This window comes from Streptosporangium becharense (genome assembly GCF_014204985.1).
Classification (GTDB): Bacteria; Actinomycetota; Actinomycetes; order Streptosporangiales; family Streptosporangiaceae; genus Streptosporangium; species Streptosporangium becharense.
In genome coordinates, this window is sequence record NZ_JACHMP010000001.1 from 3,998,107 (window position 1) to 4,015,490 (window position 17,384).

Genomic DNA, 17,384 nt, shown 5'->3' on the forward strand with positions numbered 1-17,384 from the left:
CCGGCATGGTCGAGGAACGCGGTCCTGCGGCGGTCGGACCTCCCCCACATCGCGGAGCCGATCGGGGTCTGCTTCTCCGCGGGACGGCCGCACCCGTGCGTGCCAGAGCCGGTAGCCGCCGGGCAGGCCCCGCAGGTGCGCGAGGCCGCCTCGGAACCTCCCGGGCCCGTCCGCCCGGTCGAGCGTGTTCCTCGGTCCGGAGTTCAGCCGGCGGCAGCGGCGACTCCTCGCGGCTCCCGGTCCGCGCGTGGCCGGTCAGCGCTCCGGCGGCAGGTCCAGCACCCGCGCATGCAGGACGGATCGCTGGTGCAGGGCCGAGCGCAGCGCCCGGTGCAGGCCGTCCTCCAGGTAGAGGTCGCCGCGCCACTGGACCACGTGGGGGAAGAGATCGCCGTAGAACGTGGAGTCCTTGGCGAGCAGGGAGTGCAGGTCGAGCACCGCTTTCGTGGTGATCAGCGAGTCGAGCCGGACCTGCCTCGGCGGTATCTGTGCCCACTCACGATGTGAGAGGCCGTGCTCGGGGTAGGGCCGCCCATCACCGATCGACTTGAAGATCACAGTACGTAGTTTAGGAGAGAACTCGAACCCCTGCTTGGTCGGCCTCCGTTTCACCAGGTCGTGGGGGTTTTCAGAGAGTTCCGGAGAACGTGTCGCACCGGTTGGGGTCGCCGCTCTCATAACCGGTGGTGAACCACTTCACCCGCTGCGCGGACGTGCCGTGGGTGAAGCCCTCGGGGTTCACCCGGCCTTGGGTGCGTTCCTGGATCCGGTCGTCGCCCACCGCGGCGGCGGCGCTCAGCGCCTCCTCGATCTCCGCCGTGGTGAACCGCTTCTCGAACAGGCCGGTCTCGTAGGCGTTCTTGGCCCACGCACCCGCGTAGCAGTCGGCCTGCAACTCAAGCCGGACCGACCCGCTCTGCGGGCCCTGCCGGTCACCCTCGGCCCTGGCGTTGGTGCCGAGCAGGTTCTGCACGTGGTGGCCGTACTCGTGCCCGATGACGTACGCCTGGGCGAACGGACCGCCCTTGGCCCCGAACCTGCTCTCCAGCTCCTTGAAGAAGCTCAGGTCCAGGTAGACCTTGCTGTCGGCCGGGCAGTAGAAGGGGCCGACGGAGGAGTCGGCCGCACCGCACGCGGTGTTCACCTGCTGCTGGAACAGGACCGTCCGGGCCGGTTCGTAGCCCCGCACGACCTTCGGCCAGTACTCCTGGATGCTGTTGACCACGCCGACCACGCGGCACTCCTCGTTCTGGTCGGCGTCCTGCCCGGTCCTGCACTGTGCGGACAGGTCGGAGCTCGGGCCCACCGGGGCCGGGTCACCGCCGCCGGTGACTTCTCCGGGGTTGATCCCGAATATCAGCGCCACGATGAGCGCGATGATCCCGGCGGCACCGCCACCGACCGCGAGGCCGCCGCCCGGGATCCTCCCCCTGCCGCGGCTCTCGACCTGCGAGCTGTCCAGCTGGACATCGTCCTTGAAATCCATCGCCGACGCCCCTTCGATCCGTTCAGGGGGCTTCCCCTTCCCCGGGAAGGGCCCGGCATGCCCGGGGCCTTTCCACATTCGGGTCATCGGCCGTCACGAGGCGGGAAGCCGCCGGGACCGCTCGCTTCGTGCGGCGGGTACGGGGCGACACCCCCTCGGGGCGGGAAGCCGCCGGCCCGGGGCGGAGGGGTACCGGGTCGGGTGCCGCGGCCCAGCTGTCTGCAAGTCAACGACAAGTCATGATCAAAGGGGGGTGAATAGGTTCGCGCTGTGAATCTTCGAATGGTGTCGTCCCAGTCATGGGCCGCTCTCGTCGTCGGGCTGCTCTCCCTCTTCGTACGCGTCAATGTGATCAAGACGGAGTGGATCGGGGAGGTCGCCTCCTGCAGCCACGTCGACTTCGCGGGGATGGGGCTGGGTGGTCTCGCGGTGCTGCTCGCCCTCGGAGCCGGCAGGGACGTCGCCACCGGTCTCATCGCCTACAAGCCTCAGTTGCACAAGGGGGCCACCCTGGCCGTGGCGGTCCTCGGACTTGTTCTCGGCGTGGTCGGCCTGCTCAGGGGCTTCGACGTCATCATGAGCCCCTGCGGCTGATGCTCCCGGCCTCCGGGTCGTCGTGTCACTCCGCCGGGTGCCTGCGGCCCGGAGCGGACGAGGGGGCGACGAGAACACGAAAAAGGGGCCGGTTTGGATGGGACCGGCCCCTTTTCGTTTACTGCCTCAACCAGGCGCGGAGGATAGGAGATTCGAACTCCTGAGGGGTTGCCCCCAACACGCTTTCCAAGCGTGCGCCCTAGGCCAACTAGGCGAATCCTCCGTGGAGAAGCTTACCGAACTTTCCGGGGTGCACGAACCATCAATTCGCGGCCCCGCTCACTCGGATGTGGGGCTAGACTGTGGGCGGACCCCTCGCGCGGCGTCATCCTGTGAACCTCCCCAGGGCCGGAAGGCAGCAAGGATAAGCAGGCTCTGGCGGGTGTGCGAGGGGTCTCCTCGTTTCAGGACCCCTCGCAGGTGGGATCGTCGCATGAGTCTTGCGCTGTACCGCAAGTACCGGCCCGGGACCTTCGCCGAGGTCAAGGGGCAGGAGCACGTCACCGAGCCGCTGCGTCAGGCGCTCCGCAGCGGGCGCATCAACCACGCCTACCTCTTCAGCGGCCCCCGGGGATGCGGCAAGACCTCCAGCGCCCGGATCCTCGCCCGCTCGCTGAACTGTGAGAAGGGCCCGACCCCCGACCCGTGCGGGGAGTGCGAGTCGTGCGTGGCGCTGGCCCCCACCGGCCCCGGCCACCTCGATGTCATCGAGATCGACGCGGCCTCGCACGGTGGCGTGGACGACGCCCGCGACCTGCGGGAGCGGGCCTTCTTCGCTCCTGTGTCGTCACGCTTCAAGATCTACATCATCGACGAGGCGCACATGGTGACCCGCGAGGGTTTCAATGCGCTGCTCAAGCTCGTCGAAGAACCGCCGCCGCACCTGAAGTTCGTCTTCGCGACCACCGAGCCCGAGAAGGTCATCGGGACGATCAAGTCCCGCACCCACCACTACCCCTTCAGGCTGATCCCGCCCGCCGCGCTGCGCACCCTCATGGAGGAGATCCTCACCTCCGAGAACGTCCCGTTCGAGCCCGCCGCGCTCCCATTGGTGGTCCGGGCGGGCGCGGGTTCGGCCCGCGACTCCCTGTCGATCCTCGACCAGCTGTTCGCCGGTTCCGACGAGGCGGGGATCACATACGCCCGCGCGGTCTCCCTGCTCGGTTACACCGACGGCGACCTGATCGACGAGATGGTCTCCGCTTTCGCGGGCCGTGACGGCGCGCGGGTGTTCGAGGCGGTGAACCGGGTCGTGGAGGGCGGCCACGACCCCCGCCGGTTCGCGATGGACCTGCTGGAGCGCTTCCGTGACCTGGTGATCCTCGCCAACGTGCCGGAGGCGGCCACCAGTGGGCTGCTCGACCGGCCGGGTGACGAGCTGGAGCGGCTGCAGGCCCAGGCCGCCTCGATGGGCCCGGCGGAGCTGACCCGCACCGCGGAGATCCTCAACGCGGGTCTCACCGAGATGCGCGGTGCGGCCTCGCCCCGGCTGTTGCTGGAGCTGATGTGCGCCAGGATCCTCCTGCCGGGCGCCGCCCAGGGTGAGACGGCCCTGCTGACTCGTTTGGAGCGGCTGGAGCGGAGCGGCCCCGCGACGGTCCCCATGGCGGCGGCTCCGACGGCCCACCTCGTGCCCGCTCCGGCGACCCACCCCGTGCCTGTCCTTTCGGTCTCCTCGCCGGTGCACGGCACCGGCGTCCACGGGGCCCCCACCGCCGCGTCGGCCGCCGCCTCTCCGGCTGTCCCCGCGCCGCCCGTCGTGCCGACGGCTCACGCGGCACCGCAGCCCCCGGCCGGGCCCGCCGCGGCGTCCGGGGCCGGTGCGGCCCCCGCCGGAGACGACGACTGGCCCACCCCGGCCAGGCTCGGCGCGCGGACCGCGCCACCGCAGCCCCCGGCGCCCGCGGGGCAGACTCCGTCCGCGGACTCCTCCCCGGCCGCCTCGGGGCCGGGCGGCGAGAGCCCCCCCGGGACGGCGATCGCGCTCGTACGGCAGGCATGGCCGCAGGTGCTCGCCACGCTGAAGCAACGCAGCATGTTCGTGTGGGCCACCGTCAACACCAACGCGCAGGTCGTCGGAGTCGAGGGCAACATCGTCACCCTCGGCTTCACCCAGCCAGGCGCGATGAAGAACTTCACCGGCGGCGGCAAGGAGGTGGTGGTGGCGGCGGTGCTCCAGGACGTCCTGGGCGGCACCTGGAAGGTCGAGGCCGTCGTCGGCAACGGCCCCGCCCCGTCGGGCGGCGGCCGTGCCCCGGCCGTGCCCGCGCGACCGCCGGCCCCTCAGCACCAGGCCGCGCCTCAGGGCCAGGCCGCCGCACCTCAGAGTCCGGTCGCCGCGCCGCAGCGTCAGCCCGAGTCCGCCCCCACCCCTGCCCGCACGGCTCCTCCCGCCACGGACGAATCCTGGCCGGACGCCCCGCTGCCGGACGACCCGGGGGTGCCTCCCTCACCCAGCCCCGGCCTGGCCGCTGCCCGCTCGGCCGCCAGGGCGGCGGCCCAGACGGGGCCCAGGGCCGCGGTCAAGATCGGCGCCAAGGCAGCCTGGCCCGACGCGGTGCCCGGCCGCGGCGCCGTACCCGACGCGGACGAGGTCGACCCGCTGAACGACGCGGACGCCGACGTCGACGCGCTCACCGGCATGGCCCTCATCCAGCGGGAGCTGGGCGGTCAGATCATCGGTGAGATCGACCACACCTGACGGCCGGTCGGTGGCGGGCGGCCCGGTCTATGAAAGACCGATTCCGGCGAGACGGACCCGGGCCGCCACGGCACGGTGGTCGTGGCGGGGCAGGGTGGCGACCAGGCGCTCCAGGATCTGGATGTCGTCCCTGCCGTGCTCGGTCTCGGCGTAGGTCCACAGGTCGTCCGGTCCGCCCTGGAGCAGGAGCCGGGCCCGGACCTGCCCCTCCAGTTCCTCGCGTTCGCGGCGCAACGTCGGAGCCTCGGAGCGGGGCAGCAGGGGGCCGCCGTAGGCACGGGCGAGCGGCGCGACCTCGTCGCCGGCGAGTAACCGCTTGAGCTCCAGGAAGTCGGCTTTCACCGTGCAGGCCAGGCGATACGGCTTGGCGGCGACGGTGCGGCCCAGCCGGGTGCGAAGACGGTGGATCTCGGCGCGGACGGTCACCGGGTTGCCCGCGTCCCCGTAGAGGTGGAAGGAGAGCTGGTCGGCGGTCATCCCCTGGGGGATGAGGGCCAGCAGCGTGAGGATCTCGGCGTGGCGGAGGGAGAGCGCCAGGCGCATCCCGTCGAGGTCGATGGAGGGGTGTTCGGCGCCGAGGAAGGACAGTGAGAGCACGGGGGTGCGTTCCCCGGGAGAGGGCGGACCGGACGCCGGCCTGGGGAGCCGGAGCAGGAAGCCGTCGCCCAGCGCGTCCAGGAAGGCGGTGCGCCCGTCGGGCAGGGTCACCCGGTCGCCGCTGTCCGGCAGGCGGACACGGCGCCCCAGCCGGGGCACGTCGCCGGCGATGATCCGGCCGGTGGGCGTGACCAGCACCCCGGGCTCGCCGCGCAGCGCGCGCAGCCGGCTCTCGTGGCGGCTCCTGAGCCGCTCGTCGCGTTCGAGCATACGCAGTGTGAGGTGGCTCTCGGCCAGGCGGGCGGTGGTCGCGACGAGGGCGACGGTCGCCGGGTGCAGGGTGTCGGAGGTGCCGCTGATGTCGACGCAGCCCAGCAGGTCACCGCTGTCGGGATCGACGACGGGTGCCGCGGAGCAGGACCAGACGCGCAGCGCCTTGACCAGGTGTTCGGCGGAGAAGACGTGCACTGGGCGGCGGGTCGCGAGCGCGGTGCCCATGCCGTTGGTCCCGATGGCCTCCTCGCTCCACAGGAAGCCGTCGGCCAGCCCGACCTGGTCGGCCCGTTCCATCGTCCGGGGGGCGCCGTCGCGCCACAGCACCCTGCCCCGGGCGTCGGCGACCAGGAGGATCTGGTCGCTGCGGCTCACGGTCTCCAGGAGTGTCCCGGTGATGAGGGGCAGCAACGCGCCCATCGGATGGGCCGCGCGGATCTCACGGATGTCCTCGGCCCCGGGGGCGGGAGGGGCGGAGCCGGTCTCGGGGTCGATGCCGGCGTCCAGCGAACGCCGCCATGAGGCGGAGATGAGACCCCGCGGGACATCACCCACCCGACACTCCCCGGTGACCGTGCTCTCGTGGCTCTCGTGGCCTTCGTGCAGGTGGTGTAGCCGCACCGAGTAGGCCTCCAGATCGGGGAGCGCGAGGCCGCTCAGGTGACCGTTGCCCACATACCCCCCCGAAAACGAGCCGATGGCCGAAGCATCCGGGGTCACGGTCCGTGCCCGCAACCCGTTCGCCCAAAGAGGGTGTGCGAAGGGTGAGTGAATCATCGCAACGTGTGTGCAACGTATGGTGGGCTACTTTTCGATCACACGGCACCGTGTGCGGCCGCTCCGGTGCGTGTCCTGTCGGGTCCCGGGCGTCTGGAGGGGGGCCGGGACCCGACGAGGTTTAATCCTCGTCCCCGGGGAACACATGTCCGCTCAGTGCAACACCCGGCTCGGACCCCGTAGGCTCGTGACGACTGACGTCACGGACGAGGAGCACACGACGGTGAACCCAGGGGATGTCAACCTGCAGCAGCTGCTGGAGCAGGCACAGCTCATGCAGCAGCAGCTTGTCAGCGCCCAGCAAGAGTTGAACGACGCGGAAGTCCAGGGGTCCGCGGGCGGCGGCCTCGTGGTGGCCACGGTCAACGGCGGCGGCGAGCTGCTCGAACTCAAGATCAGTCCTGAGGCCATCGATCCCGGTGACCCCCAGGAAACAGCCGACACCATCGCGGATCTGGTCATCGCGGCCATCCGTGACGCCGTGCGCGCGGCTTCGGACCTCCAGCAGGAGAAACTCGGGCCGCTCGCCCAGGGGCTGGGCGGCGGGGGCGGGCTCGGCCAGCTGCCCGGGTTCTAGGCCATGTACGAAGGGGTCGTCCAGAACCTGATCGACGAGCTGGGCATGCTCCCGGGCGTCGGTCCCAAGAGCGCGCAGCGCATCGCGTTCCACCTGCTGGCCGCGGATCCGGGTGACGTGAAACGGCTGGCGCACGCTCTTCTGGAGGTCAAGGAGCGGGTCCGCTTCTGCCGGGTGTGCGGCAACGTGGCCGCCGAGGAGGAGTGCCGGATCTGCCGTGACACCCGGCGCGATCCCCACGTGATCTGTGTGGTCGAGGAGCCGAAGGACGTCGTCGCCATCGAGAAGACCCGGGAGTTCCGCGGCCGGTATCACGTGCTCGGCGGAGCGATCAGTCCGATCGACGGCGTCGGCCCCGACGACCTGCGCATCCGCGAGCTCATGACCCGCCTGGCGGACGGCCGGGTGACCGAGCTGATCCTCGCGACCGACCCCAACCTGGAGGGGGAGGCGACGGCGACCTATCTCGCCCGTCTGGTGAAGCCGATGGGTCTGAAAGTCACACGACTGGCCAGCGGTCTGCCGGTAGGCGGTGACCTCGAATACGCCGACGAGGTCACCCTGGGCCGCGCGTTCGAAGGAAGGAGGCTCCTCGATGTCTGACGACGCCTGGGGCGCCCTAGCACAGCGGGTGGCGGAGCACGCCGAGAACTACATCGACGGCCTGACCCGTCTGGCGGGCGGCGAGGGCGGTGACGCCATCCTGCCGCTGTTGCTGGTGGAGGTGGCGCAGGTCAGCTCCGCCGGCGCGCAGCTGGGCGCCAGCCGGGACGTGATCCTGTCGGGCAACTGGGAGCCGCATCTGGGCGAGGACCCCGACGTCGACGTCGTCCGCACGGCCCTCGCCGAGCGGTTGAAGCCGGTCGACGACTACGCGGAGGTGTTCGACCCGTACAAGGACACCGGCGTGACGCCCTACCGGCTGTCGGACGACCTGACGGCGGTGGCGGCCGACCTGTTGCACGGCCTGCGGCACTACAAGGCGGGCCGTCCGCTGGAGGCGCTGTGGTGGTGGCAGTACTCCTACTTCAACACCTGGGGCAACCACGCCGGGGCGGCGCTGAGGGCACTTCAGGCGCTTGTCGCCCATACGCGTCTTGACGTGGCTGAAGAGCGCACAACCGTGTGATTGTCCACATGCTGGGCGAAAGCAGAAGAGCCCAGCTAGGGCGCCAGTAGACTGAGAGCTCCACAGCCCTAGATTGCTTCGGAGACATCTCGTGGCGCTCGTTGTTCAGAAGTATGGTGGTTCGTCCGTCGCCGACGCGTCCTGCATCAAGCGGGTCGCGCAGCGGATCGTCGCGACGAAAAAAGCCGGCAACGACGTCGTGGTGATCGTCTCGGCGATGGGCGACACCACCGACGAGCTGCTGGACCTGGCCAAGCAGGTCTCGCCGCTCCCGCCGGGCCGCGAGCTCGACATGCTGCTCACCTCGGGTGAGCGCATCTCGATGGCGCTGCTGGCGATGGCGATCGCCAATCTGGGGCAGGAGGCGCGTTCGTTCACCGGTTCCCAGGCCGGCGTGATCACCGACTCCACGCACGGCCGCGCCCGCATCATCGATGTGACGCCCGGCCGGATCCGCGAGGCCCTCGACGGCGGCCAGATCGCGATCGTGGCCGGTTTCCAGGGCGTCTCCCAGGACACCAAGGACATCACCACGCTCGGCCGGGGTGGTTCCGACACGACGGCCGTGGCGCTCGCCGCCGCGCTGGACGCCGACGTGTGCGAGATCTACACCGACGTGGACGGCGTCTTCACCGCCGACCCCCGCATCGTCCCGGCCGCCCGCAAGATCCCCAGGATCTCGTACGACGAGATGATGGAGATGGCGGCGTGCGGTGCGAAGATCCTGCACCTGCGGTGCGTCGAGTACGCTCGCCGCTTCAACCTGCCGATCCACGTCAGAAGCTCGTTCAGTACCAAGGAAGGCACGTGGGTCGTCTCCGACCCCGACAGTGAAGGAACAGAGATGGAGCAGCCGATCATCTCCGGCGTCGCGCACGACCGGAGCGAGGCCAAGATCACCGTTGTCGGGGTCCCCGACAAGGTCGGCGAGGCTGCGACGATCTTCAAAACGCTGGCCGACGCCGAAATCAACATCGACATGATCGTGCAGAACGTGTCGGCGGCGACGACCGGCCGGACGGACATCTCCTTCACGCTGCCCACGAGCGACGGCTCCACGGCACTCACCGCGCTGAAGAAGATCCAGGAGCGCATCGGCTTCGAGTCGCTGCTCTTCGACGACCAGATCGGCAAGGTCTCGCTGATCGGTGCGGGCATGCGCTCGCACCCCGGCGTCACCGCGACGTTCTTCGCCGCCCTCGCCGACGCGGGGGTGAACATCGAGATGATCTCCACCTCGGAGATCCGCATCTCGGTGATCGTCGGGCAGGACGAGGTGGACACGGCGGTCAGCGCCGCCCACCGCGCGTTCGACCTCGACGCCGACCAGGTTGAAGCCGTGATCTACGGAGGTACCGGGCGATGAGCCGCCGACCCACCCTTGCTCTGATCGGCGCGACCGGTGCCGTCGGCACCGTCATGCGCGACATCATCTCCACCCGGGAGAACGTCTACGGCGACATCAAGCTCGTCGCCTCCGCCCGTTCCGCGGGCAAGGTCCTGCAGGTCCGCGGCGAGGACGTGGTCGTCCAGGAGTTGACCCCCGAGGTCTTCGACGGCGTCGACATCGCGATCTTCGACGTGCCGGACGAGGTCTCCGCGACCTGGGTGCCGATCGCCGCCGAGCGCGGCGCGGTCGTCATCGACAAGTCGGGCACCTTCCGGATGAACCCCGAGGTCCCGCTGGTCGTTCCGGAGGTCAACCCCGAGGCCGCGCGCGACCGGCCGCTGGGCATCATCTCCACCCCCAACTGCACCACCCTGTCGATGATGGCCGCGATGGGAGCCCTGCACGAGGAGTACGGCCTGCGCGAACTGGTGGTCGCCTCCTACCAGGCGGTCTCCGGTGCGGGTGTGGCCGGTTCGGCCCGCCTGTACGACGAGGTCGAGGCCCTGGCCGGTGACCGGACGGTCGGGCAGACCGCCGGTGACGTGCGCAAGGCCCTGCAGAACAAGCTCGGAGACGGGGAGTCGCCCTTCCCGGCGCCGGTGGCGTTCAACGTCGTGCCGTGGGCGGGTTCGCTCAAGGACGGCGGCTGGGCCTCGGAGGAGATCAAGCTCCGCAACGAGTCGCGGAAGATCCTCGGGATCGACGACCTGAAGGTCTCGGCGACCTGCGTGCGGGTGCCGGTGATCACCACTCACTCGCTGGCCGTGCACGCGACCTTCGAGCGGGAGATCACCGTCGCCGACGCCCACCGGATCCTGGAGGCCGCTCCGACCGTGGTCGTCATGGACGACCCGGCCAACGGCGTCTTCCCCACCCCGGCCGACGTCGTGGGCACCGACCCGACCTACGTGGGCCGGATCCGCCAGGCGCTCGACTTCCCGAACACCCTCGACCTGTTCGTCTGCGGCGACAACCTGCGCAAGGGTGCCGCCCTGAACGCGGCGGAGATCGCCGAGCTGGTCGCGGCCGAGTTCGTGTAGCCGCACGGCGACGGGCCGCGCGTCTCGCGCGGGACCCGTGCCGGCCTCGCCCGTACGGCGGCCTCCCACGCCGTCGTACGGGCCCTTCCGGTGGGCGGGCCGGACCCGCTCTCCAGCGGAGGGCGGGCCGGGGAACGGGGCCTCAGTGGAAGAGGATGTCCCAGTGGTCCGGTTCGCGGGCGTAGACGGTTCCGGAGGAGCCGTACAGACGGGCTCCGTCACCGCGTACGCCCTGTAGCGAGTTGTTCCGCCGGATGTAGCGATTGATGCATCGGTTGGGCTTGATATCCAGTTTGTAGCCCGCGTAGTGGCTGTAGGTTCCCGGCGCGTGGCCCACCTCGGTCCCGCCGGTGACGACGATCGGGCAGTCGCTCCGGCGTCTCAACGCGATGACACTGGCGACGGTGGTGCTTCGCACAGCCTCCAGCGAGGTGCAGGTCCGTATGTGGCGGTCGGCACAGCCGCCGGACGAGGTCCAGCGCAGGCCCGCCTTCCGCAGTCGTAGCGCCGCATCGGTGTGCTGAAGCCGGGCGGGCATGCCGCTCGCGGTCGTATGCGCCTTTCTGGTTTTCTGCGTTTTCTGTACTTTCTGCGTTTCCTGTGTCACCGCTGTTTCCCGCGACTTCTGGGGTGTCACCTCGGCCGGTGTTCCCGGCAGTTGCCGGGCTCCGGCCGCGGCGTCGAGCCCTGGCGCGCTCCGCCGTGGTGACAGGGCACGCGCGGGCCCGGCGGCCTGCGCGGTCGCGGGTGCCCGCTCCGTTTCGGGAACCCGCACGGTTCCGGTGACCTGTGTCGTCCCGGGGGCCGGTGCGGTTCCGGCGGGCGGTGCGGCCTGGGAAGCCGGTGCGGTTCCGGCGGCGTGGTCGGGCCCGGCGGCCTGCGCCGTTTCGCCGGTCCGTACGGAGCTCTGGGCATACGGGACCTGCCGGGGCTGGGCGGCCTGGCCGGTTCCGGCGGTCTGTGCGGTCCGGGGGGCGGCCACGGGCCCCTCGGCCGGTGCGAACCGCCGGGGAGTCCGCCGGACGGGCGTGATGTCGTGCGGACGCGCCACGGCTCGTCCGTCCGTGTTCCGCCCGGCGAGCGCGGCGCCCCGAGCACGTACGGAGCCGAGGCCCGCACCGTTCTCGCGGATGCGCATGGAGCCGTGCGACCAGGCCGGGATGAGTGCCGGGCGTCGGGCCGGTGCCGGCCTCGCCGCCGGGCGGTTCACCGTTTCGCCGGTCCGCACCGCGCTTCGGCTCCCGCCGGACGCGGCGACCGCGGTGCCGTGCGTGGTCGATGCGATGAAAGATATCTGCAGAACGAGCAGCGCTCCGGTGGTGAACCGGGCAGCCCGCCATCTACAGGGACGTGTCCCCATCTTGTATCCCTTGTCGCGGGAGCCCTTCCGCAGATGGATCAATCCCACGCCGGAACCCGGATGATCCCTACTTAAGCGTGGATTTTGCCCCGTACTGGTGATCATCGTGCGGCTCGATGACCTAACAGGGGCAGGCGCCGTACAGTGACCAACGTGGCCGAGCCGACCCCGAGAACCCGTGGATCAGACAAGACCCGTGAGGTCATCGTGGAGACCGCCCTGCGGTTGTTCCGGGAGCGGGGGTACGAGGCGACCACGATGCGCGCCATCGCGGCCGAGGCCGGCGTGTCGGTGGGCAACGCCTACTACTACTTCTCCTCCAAGGAGATCCTGGTGCAGGCGTACTACGACCGTGCCCAGGCGGAGCACGAGGCCGCGTGCGGGAAACTGCTGGACACCGAGCGCCGGTTCGCGGTGCGGCTGGGCGGGGTGCTGCGGGAATGGGTGCGGGTATCCGAGCCGTACCACGGGTTCGCGGTCAAGTTCTTCAAGCACGCCGCCGAGCCGAGCAACCCGCTCAGCCCGTTCAGCGCCGAGTCGTCGCCCGCGCGGGACGCGGCGATCGAGCTCTACCGGCGGGTGGTGGAGGGATCCACCGACCACATCGACGCCGAGCTCAAGGCTGAGCTGCCCGAGTTGCTGTGGCTGATGTCGATGGGCGTGGTCCTGTTCTGGGTGCACGACACGTCGGAGGGGTGTCAGCGGACCTACCGCCTCATCGAGCTGACCGTGCCGCTGGTGGACCGCCTGGTCGGGCTCTCCCACCTCCCCGGGCTGCGCGGCGTCGCCCGTGACTTCATCGCGGGGATCCACGAACTTCGCGAGTGAATCCATGACGAACTCCGGAATTCAACGTATCGGAACGATTACCCTGAGTAGTTGATTCGATGACGGATTCAAGGGAGTCTCATGGGCTGGGTGACCATACTGGTGATGCTGTCCGTCGCGATCCTTCTGATCGCGTTCCGGGTGCTCAGGAGGCGGGGGCGTGACGACGAGGGGCATGGTTCGTCGTCGGTCGACTTCTCGGTCAACCTCGCCCTCGCCGTCTACCTGCTCGTCCTGGCCTACGCCGCGGTGCTGTGCCGCGACGGCCTCTCGGTCGCGGAGACGGACGTCCAGGCGGAGGCGGAGAGTCTCACCGAGATGTACTGGGCGGTGGCGCCGATCCCGGAGGCGGCCCCGGTCCGCGCGCAGATCCGGCAGTACACCGCGCAGAGCGTCTCCCTCGACTGGCCGCTGATGTCCGAAAGCGCCATGTCACAGGTCCCCGCGCACACCCTGGAAGACATGAGAGCCGCGGTGATCCGGCTTCGTCCGGCCGACGAGCAGGGCAAGAGCCTCCAGCAGGACGCTCTCGCCCGGGTCGCCGAGATCTCTCACGCGCGCGCCGTCCGCGCCGATGACGCGCGCGCCGGACTGGAGAGCATCTTCATCATCTCGATGATCATATCCGGTCTGGTAGTGATCATGCTTCCCTGGACGCTCGGAGTCAGGCCCACCCGTTCGTCGATCATCGCCGACATGGTCAGGGTGGGGGTGGTCCTGATCGGGGTGTGCTTCATCATGCTGATCAGTCACCCCTTCGACGGGATCGGCGCGATCCAGCCGGATGCGTTCAAGGCCGCGCAGCAGCAGTACGACCAGATCGACGGCCAGTTCCCCGCGCAGCCGTAACCGGCCGCTCCAGCCCGTCCCAGGCGACCCGCCCCCGCCCCCGTCCCCGGCCCGCCGGATCCCCGGCGGGCCTTTCGCGCCCGTTCGTGCCGCCGGTTGCCGCGTGCCCTCCGCGCTCCGGCCCGTTACCGGCGGGTCCTGCCGCTCAGCGCGGAGAATGCGGTCACCGAGATGACACCGGTGAACAGCACGACCAGGACCAGTCTGCGATCGGTCCCGCGACGTCGGTCGGCGTAGCGGTCGAGCACCAGACTCCGGCGCAGCGGTGAGACCGACGCGGAGGGGAGCACCGGTTTCGGATGCGGAGTGCGGATGCGGGAGGGGATGGGCGTCGGTGGGACGACGGTCTCGGGAGTGCGACCGAACCGGGTGGGCGACGGAGGCGGGGGGACGGGTCTCGGCCTGGGCGCGGGGGGTGCCGCGGTCGGGCGTGCCGAGGTGGGAGACGGTGACGGCCGTTCCGGCTCCAGGCTCGGCTCGGGTTTCCAGGTCGGGCTCGGTCCGGGTTTCCAGCTTGGGTCGGGTTTCCAGGTCGGGCTCGGTCCGGGTTTCCAGCTTGGGTCGGGTTTCCAGGTCGGGCTCGGTCCGGGTTTCCAGCTTGGGTCGGGTTTCCAGCTTGGGTCGGGACGCGGGTTCCGCGTCGGGTCAGGGTGTGGTTGCCGGGTCGGGCTCGGCTCGAATTTCCATGTCGGGTCGGGATGCGGGTTCCGGGTCGCGTCCGGTTCGGGTTTCCAGGTCGGCTTCTGGTCCGGCACACGGGTCGGTTCGAGAGTCGAAACCGGGTCCCGGACCGACGTGAGGTCTGCTCCCTTCGGCATCGGTCTCCGCCCCGGAATCGGTTCCCCGCCCGGCGTCGGTTCCGTGCCTGGTGCCCGGCTCCCGTCCGGCGTCGGTTCGTGCTCCGGTCTCCCGCCCGGGACAGGGCCGTCGATCGGGCCGTCCACCAGGTCGTCGGCTGTGTCCGGGATCCTGCCGTGCTCCGCCCCGGGGGACGGGACCGGCTTCCTGGCGTGCTGCGCGGTGCGTATGGTGGTCGGCCCGGCCCCTGAGGCCATGAGGGCGTGCGCCACGACCGGCACGGACGTCGCCAGACACGTCGCGAGGGCCGCGGTGCCCAGCATGCCCCGTCGTCTGTTCCTCCACCGATTCATCGTCACGTAAAGTTTCTAACACTGTACGCATGGTGATGGGATGGTAAGCGGCACAGTGTCGTAGATCCTTGTCTGTAAACATACCGCCCGGTTGGTATGGTTGATCTCTTGACGGCTCCCGGAGGGGGTGCGGCAAGCTTCATCAGAACGTCGTTCTAGTAAGAGATTCCGGGCGGCGACCACCGACACGGAGGCGACACGATGGCCACGACCCCACGCTGGGGGATGACGATCCCCTTCTACGACCGCTCACTGGCCGATTCCCAGGAGCTGATCGCCGAGCTTCCCGCGCTCGGCTACACCGATGCCTGGTCCGCCGAGGTCAACGGCGTCGACGGTTTCACGCCGCTGGCGCTGACCGCCGGATGGGCGTCCGGGCTCCGGCTCGGCAGTGCGATCGTCCCGGTGTCCACCCGCGGCCCCGGCCTGCTGGCCATGTCCGCCGCGACGCTCGCCGACCTCGCCCCCGGGCGTTTCGTCCTGGGCATCGGTGCCTCCTCGCCGGCCATCGTCGAGCGCTGGAACGCCGGTGAGTTCGTCAAGCCGTTCGCCAGGACCAGGGACACCCTGCGTTTCCTGCGCAAGGCCCTCGCGGGGGAGAAGGTCACCGAGAAGTACGAGACGTTCGAGGTGGGGGGTTTCAAGCTGGAGCGGGCCCCGCGCACCCCTCCGAAGATCGTGCTCGCCGCCCTCCGTCCCCGCATGCTGCGCCTGGCCGCAGAGGAGGCCGACGGCGCGATCACCAACTGGCTCTCACCCCAGGACGTCCGCGCGGTCAGGGCGGAGATCGGCCCGGAGACCGAGCTGATCGCCAGGCTCTTCGTGTGCGTCAGCGAGGACGCGGAGAGGGTACGGGAACTCGGCAGAAGGATGCTCGCGGGCTACCTGACCGTCCCCGTCTACGCGGCCTTCCACGACTGGCTGGGACGCGGCGAGGTGCTGCGCCCGATGCACGAGGCGTGGGCGGCCGGTGACCGGCGGGCGGCGCTCAAGGCCATCCCCGACGAGGTCGTGGACGACCTGATCGTGCACGGTGACGCCGCGACCTGCCGGGCCAGGATCCGGGAGTATGTGAGCAACGGACTGGACACCCCGGTCCTCGCACCCATCCCCGGGGGCGAGACGACGATCACCCAGGCCGTTCGGGATCTGGCCCCCGTCGAGGAGTAGTCACCGTTGGACGATCTGCTGAGGCTGGACGCGCTCGGGCAGGCGCGGGCAGTGCGGAAGGGCGAGGTCTCCCCGAGGGAGCTCGCCGAGGCGGCGATCGCGCGGATCGAGGCGTGCGACGGGGAGATCAACGCGGTCGTCCACCGCAGGTTCGAACGGGCGCTGGCCGAGCTCGCGGAGCCCGACGGCGTTTCGCCGGAGGCGCCCTTCGCGGGTGTGCCGACGCTGTTGAAGGACCTGGGCTGGGCCATGGCCGGGGAACCGTACCGGGCGGGGTCGCGCGCGCTCGACGGGATGTTCGCCGAGCGGGACGGCTACGCCGTGACCAAGCTGCGCCGGGCGGGGTTCACGATCTTGGGCCGGACCAACACCTCGGAGTTCGGCACCGCGATCACCACCGAGCCGGTGGCGTCCGGCCCGACCCGCAACCCGCACGACCTCGATTTCAGCAGCGGCGGGTCGAGCGGAGGGTCCGCGGCGGCGGTGGCGGCGGGGATGGTCGCGGTGGCGACGGCCAGCGACGGCGGCGGGTCGATCCGCATCCCGGCGAGCATGTGCGGGCTGGTGGGGCTGAAACCGAGCAGGGGAAGGGTCAGCTCGGGGCCGTCCTCGGGCGAGCCCTGGGCGGGGTTCTCAGCCTCCGGTCTGCTCTGCCGCACGGTCAGGGACGCCGCCGCCACCCTCGACGCGGTCGCCGGGACGATGCCGGGCGACCCGTACGGGGCACCCGCGTGGGAGCGCCCGCTGGCCCGGCAGGTCGGCGCCGACCCGGGACGGCTGCGGATCGGGTTCCTCACCGGGCACCCGACCGGCAGGTTCCCGGCGGACCCGGACCTGGTGGCGGCCGTCACGGTGGCCGCCACGCTGCTGGAGGCACTGGGGCACGACGTCGAGCCGGGTGGTCCGGCCGCGCTCGCCGAGGACGACTTCGCCCGGCACTTCGGCACGGTCGTGGCGGCCCATGTGGCCGCCGATCTCGATGAGATCGGCCGCTGGCGTGGCAGGCCGGTGGAGCCCGAGGAGGTCGAGCCGCGCAACCGCATCCTGGCGACGGCGGGCCGCCGGCTGGACGCGGTCGGCTACCTCGCCTCGCGTACCTGGATCGACGGTTTCCGGCGGCGGATGGCCGCCTGGTGGGACTCCCACGACCTGCTTCTGACGCCGTCCCTGGGCGTCGCGCCGTTCCGTCTCGGCTGGCTGCCCCCCGACGACGTCAGCCTCTCCCGGGGGCGTACCGACCGGGCGGTGTCGTTCACCTCTCCCGTCAACGCCACCGGCCAGCCCGCGATCTCCCTGCCGTTGCACCGGACGGCGGGCGGCATGCCGGTGGGGGTGCAACTGGTGGCCGCCGCCGGGCGAGAGGATCTTCTCGTCCGGGTGGCCGCCCAGATCGAGGCCGAGCGTCCGTTCACGCATCCGGCGACGCGCTGAGCGAGACGCCGGGGGCCGGGTGGGATCTCCA

The 17,384-nt window shown here is 70.6% G+C and carries 16 protein-coding genes, 1 tRNA gene and 1 other RNA gene; 12 read left to right on the top strand and 6 right to left on the bottom strand.

All coding sequences use genetic code 11. The annotated features are described in order from the left end of the window. Nucleotides 1–255: 255 nt before the first annotated feature. Together F4562_RS17605 and ypfJ are read right to left on the bottom strand one after the other, a co-directional pair. A complete protein-coding gene (locus tag F4562_RS17605) occupies nucleotides 256–558 on the bottom strand; it encodes a type II toxin-antitoxin system VapB family antitoxin (protein ID WP_184543355.1) in 303 nt (100 codons plus the stop codon). Between the two features lie 70 nt (nucleotides 559–628). Further along, nucleotides 629–1,486, bottom strand: coding sequence for a KPN_02809 family neutral zinc metallopeptidase (gene ypfJ / locus F4562_RS17610; RefSeq protein WP_184543354.1), 858 nt, complete (start codon nucleotides 1,484–1,486; stop codon nucleotides 629–631). Between the two features lie 270 nt (nucleotides 1,487–1,756). On the opposite strand from ypfJ, the gene F4562_RS17615 reads away from it, so the two are divergent. Next, a complete protein-coding gene (locus F4562_RS17615) occupies nucleotides 1,757–2,080 on the top strand; it encodes a hypothetical protein (RefSeq protein WP_184543352.1) in 324 nt (107 codons plus the stop codon). 137 nt (nucleotides 2,081–2,217) lie between these two features. Here the strand turns inward: F4562_RS17615 and F4562_RS17620 are convergent. Continuing rightward, nucleotides 2,218–2,303: transfer RNA gene (locus tag F4562_RS17620), tRNA-Ser, on the bottom strand. Between the two features lie 83 nt (nucleotides 2,304–2,386). On the opposite strand from F4562_RS17620, the gene ffs reads away from it, so the two are divergent. Together ffs and F4562_RS17630 are read left to right on the top strand one after the other, a co-directional pair. Further along, nucleotides 2,387–2,482: signal recognition particle sRNA small type (gene ffs / locus F4562_RS17625), an RNA gene on the top strand. Between the two features lie 31 nt (nucleotides 2,483–2,513). After that, entirely contained in the window at nucleotides 2,514–4,781 is a 2,268-nt protein-coding gene (locus F4562_RS17630) for a DNA polymerase III subunit gamma and tau (protein WP_184543350.1), read from the top strand. A gap of 27 nt (nucleotides 4,782–4,808) precedes the next feature. Here the strand turns inward: F4562_RS17630 and F4562_RS17635 are convergent, their stop codons facing one another. Continuing rightward, complete coding sequence (locus F4562_RS17635) at nucleotides 4,809–6,206, bottom strand: helix-turn-helix domain-containing protein (RefSeq protein WP_184543348.1); 1,398 nt, start codon at nucleotides 6,204–6,206, stop codon at nucleotides 4,809–4,811. Nucleotides 6,207–6,651: 445 nt separating this feature from the next. Between F4562_RS17635 and F4562_RS17640 the strand changes: the two genes are divergently transcribed. From F4562_RS17640 to F4562_RS17660, 5 genes are all read left to right on the top strand, one after another. Next, nucleotides 6,652–7,005, top strand: a complete 354-nt coding sequence (locus F4562_RS17640; RefSeq protein ID WP_184543346.1) for a YbaB/EbfC family nucleoid-associated protein — start codon at nucleotides 6,652–6,654, stop codon at nucleotides 7,003–7,005. Between the two features lie 3 nt (nucleotides 7,006–7,008). After that, nucleotides 7,009–7,608 carry a recombination mediator RecR gene (recR, locus tag F4562_RS17645; RefSeq protein ID WP_184543344.1) on the top strand — a complete coding sequence of 200 codons (600 nt, stop codon included), beginning with the start codon at nucleotides 7,009–7,011 and terminating at the stop codon, nucleotides 7,606–7,608. Further along, the gene (locus tag F4562_RS17650) at nucleotides 7,601–8,134 is read left to right on the top strand and encodes a DUF5063 domain-containing protein (protein ID WP_184543342.1); all 534 of its coding nucleotides are present in this window, start codon (nucleotides 7,601–7,603) and stop codon (nucleotides 8,132–8,134) included. The genes recR and F4562_RS17650 overlap by 8 nt, the downstream gene beginning before the upstream one ends. 91 nt (nucleotides 8,135–8,225) lie before the next feature. Continuing rightward, nucleotides 8,226–9,500 carry an aspartate kinase gene (locus tag F4562_RS17655; protein WP_184543340.1) on the top strand — a complete coding sequence of 425 codons (1,275 nt, stop codon included), beginning with the start codon at nucleotides 8,226–8,228 and terminating at the stop codon, nucleotides 9,498–9,500. Continuing rightward, nucleotides 9,497–10,564, top strand: a complete 1,068-nt coding sequence (locus tag F4562_RS17660; protein WP_184543338.1) for an aspartate-semialdehyde dehydrogenase — start codon at nucleotides 9,497–9,499, stop codon at nucleotides 10,562–10,564. Before F4562_RS17655 ends, F4562_RS17660 begins: the two co-directional genes overlap by 4 nt. A 142-nt stretch (nucleotides 10,565–10,706) precedes the next feature. Here the strand turns inward: F4562_RS17660 and F4562_RS17665 are convergent, their stop codons facing one another. Then, nucleotides 10,707–11,102: a hypothetical protein gene (locus F4562_RS17665; protein ID WP_184543329.1), complete on the bottom strand. Its 396-nt coding sequence runs from the start codon at nucleotides 11,100–11,102 to the stop codon at nucleotides 10,707–10,709. Between the two features lie 975 nt (nucleotides 11,103–12,077). Here F4562_RS17665 and F4562_RS36380 point away from each other — a divergent pair. Then, nucleotides 12,078–12,752 carry a TetR family transcriptional regulator gene (locus F4562_RS36380; protein ID WP_311734072.1) on the top strand — a complete coding sequence of 225 codons (675 nt, stop codon included), beginning with the start codon at nucleotides 12,078–12,080 and terminating at the stop codon, nucleotides 12,750–12,752. A 90-nt stretch (nucleotides 12,753–12,842) separates the two neighbouring features. Continuing rightward, nucleotides 12,843–13,601 (top strand): bestrophin-like domain, encoded by a 759-nt coding sequence (locus tag F4562_RS17675; RefSeq protein ID WP_184543325.1) that lies wholly within the window; start codon nucleotides 12,843–12,845, stop codon nucleotides 13,599–13,601. 125 nt (nucleotides 13,602–13,726) lie between these two features. Here the strand turns inward: F4562_RS17675 and F4562_RS17680 are convergent, their stop codons facing one another. Further along, entirely contained in the window at nucleotides 13,727–13,891 is a 165-nt protein-coding gene (locus F4562_RS17680) for a hypothetical protein (protein WP_184543323.1), read from the bottom strand. Nucleotides 13,892–14,953: 1,062 nt separating this feature from the next. Here F4562_RS17680 and F4562_RS17685 point away from each other — a divergent pair. Next, a complete protein-coding gene (locus F4562_RS17685) occupies nucleotides 14,954–15,922 on the top strand; it encodes an LLM class F420-dependent oxidoreductase (protein ID WP_184543321.1) in 969 nt (322 codons plus the stop codon). A 6-nt stretch (nucleotides 15,923–15,928) separates the two neighbouring features. Then, nucleotides 15,929–17,353, top strand: coding sequence for an amidase (locus F4562_RS17690; protein WP_221207273.1), 1,425 nt, complete (start codon nucleotides 15,929–15,931; stop codon nucleotides 17,351–17,353). Nucleotides 17,354–17,384 lie beyond the last annotated feature (31 nt).

Coding starts and splice junctions, on each gene's coding strand:
- ypfJ (WP_184543354.1), bottom strand. CDS start 1,486: ATGGATTTCAAGGACGATGTCCAGCTGGACAGCTCGCAGGTCGAGAGC.
- F4562_RS17630 (WP_184543350.1), top strand. CDS start 2,514: ATGAGTCTTGCGCTGTACCGCAAGTACCGGCCCGGGACCTTCGCCGAG.
- recR (WP_184543344.1), top strand. CDS start 7,009: ATGTACGAAGGGGTCGTCCAGAACCTGATCGACGAGCTGGGCATGCTC.
- F4562_RS17650 (WP_184543342.1), top strand. CDS start 7,601: ATGTCTGACGACGCCTGGGGCGCCCTAGCACAGCGGGTGGCGGAGCAC.
- F4562_RS17660 (WP_184543338.1), top strand. CDS start 9,497: ATGAGCCGCCGACCCACCCTTGCTCTGATCGGCGCGACCGGTGCCGTC.
- F4562_RS17665 (WP_184543329.1), bottom strand. CDS start 11,102: ATGCCCGCCCGGCTTCAGCACACCGATGCGGCGCTACGACTGCGGAAG.
- F4562_RS17685 (WP_184543321.1), top strand. CDS start 14,954: ATGGCCACGACCCCACGCTGGGGGATGACGATCCCCTTCTACGACCGC.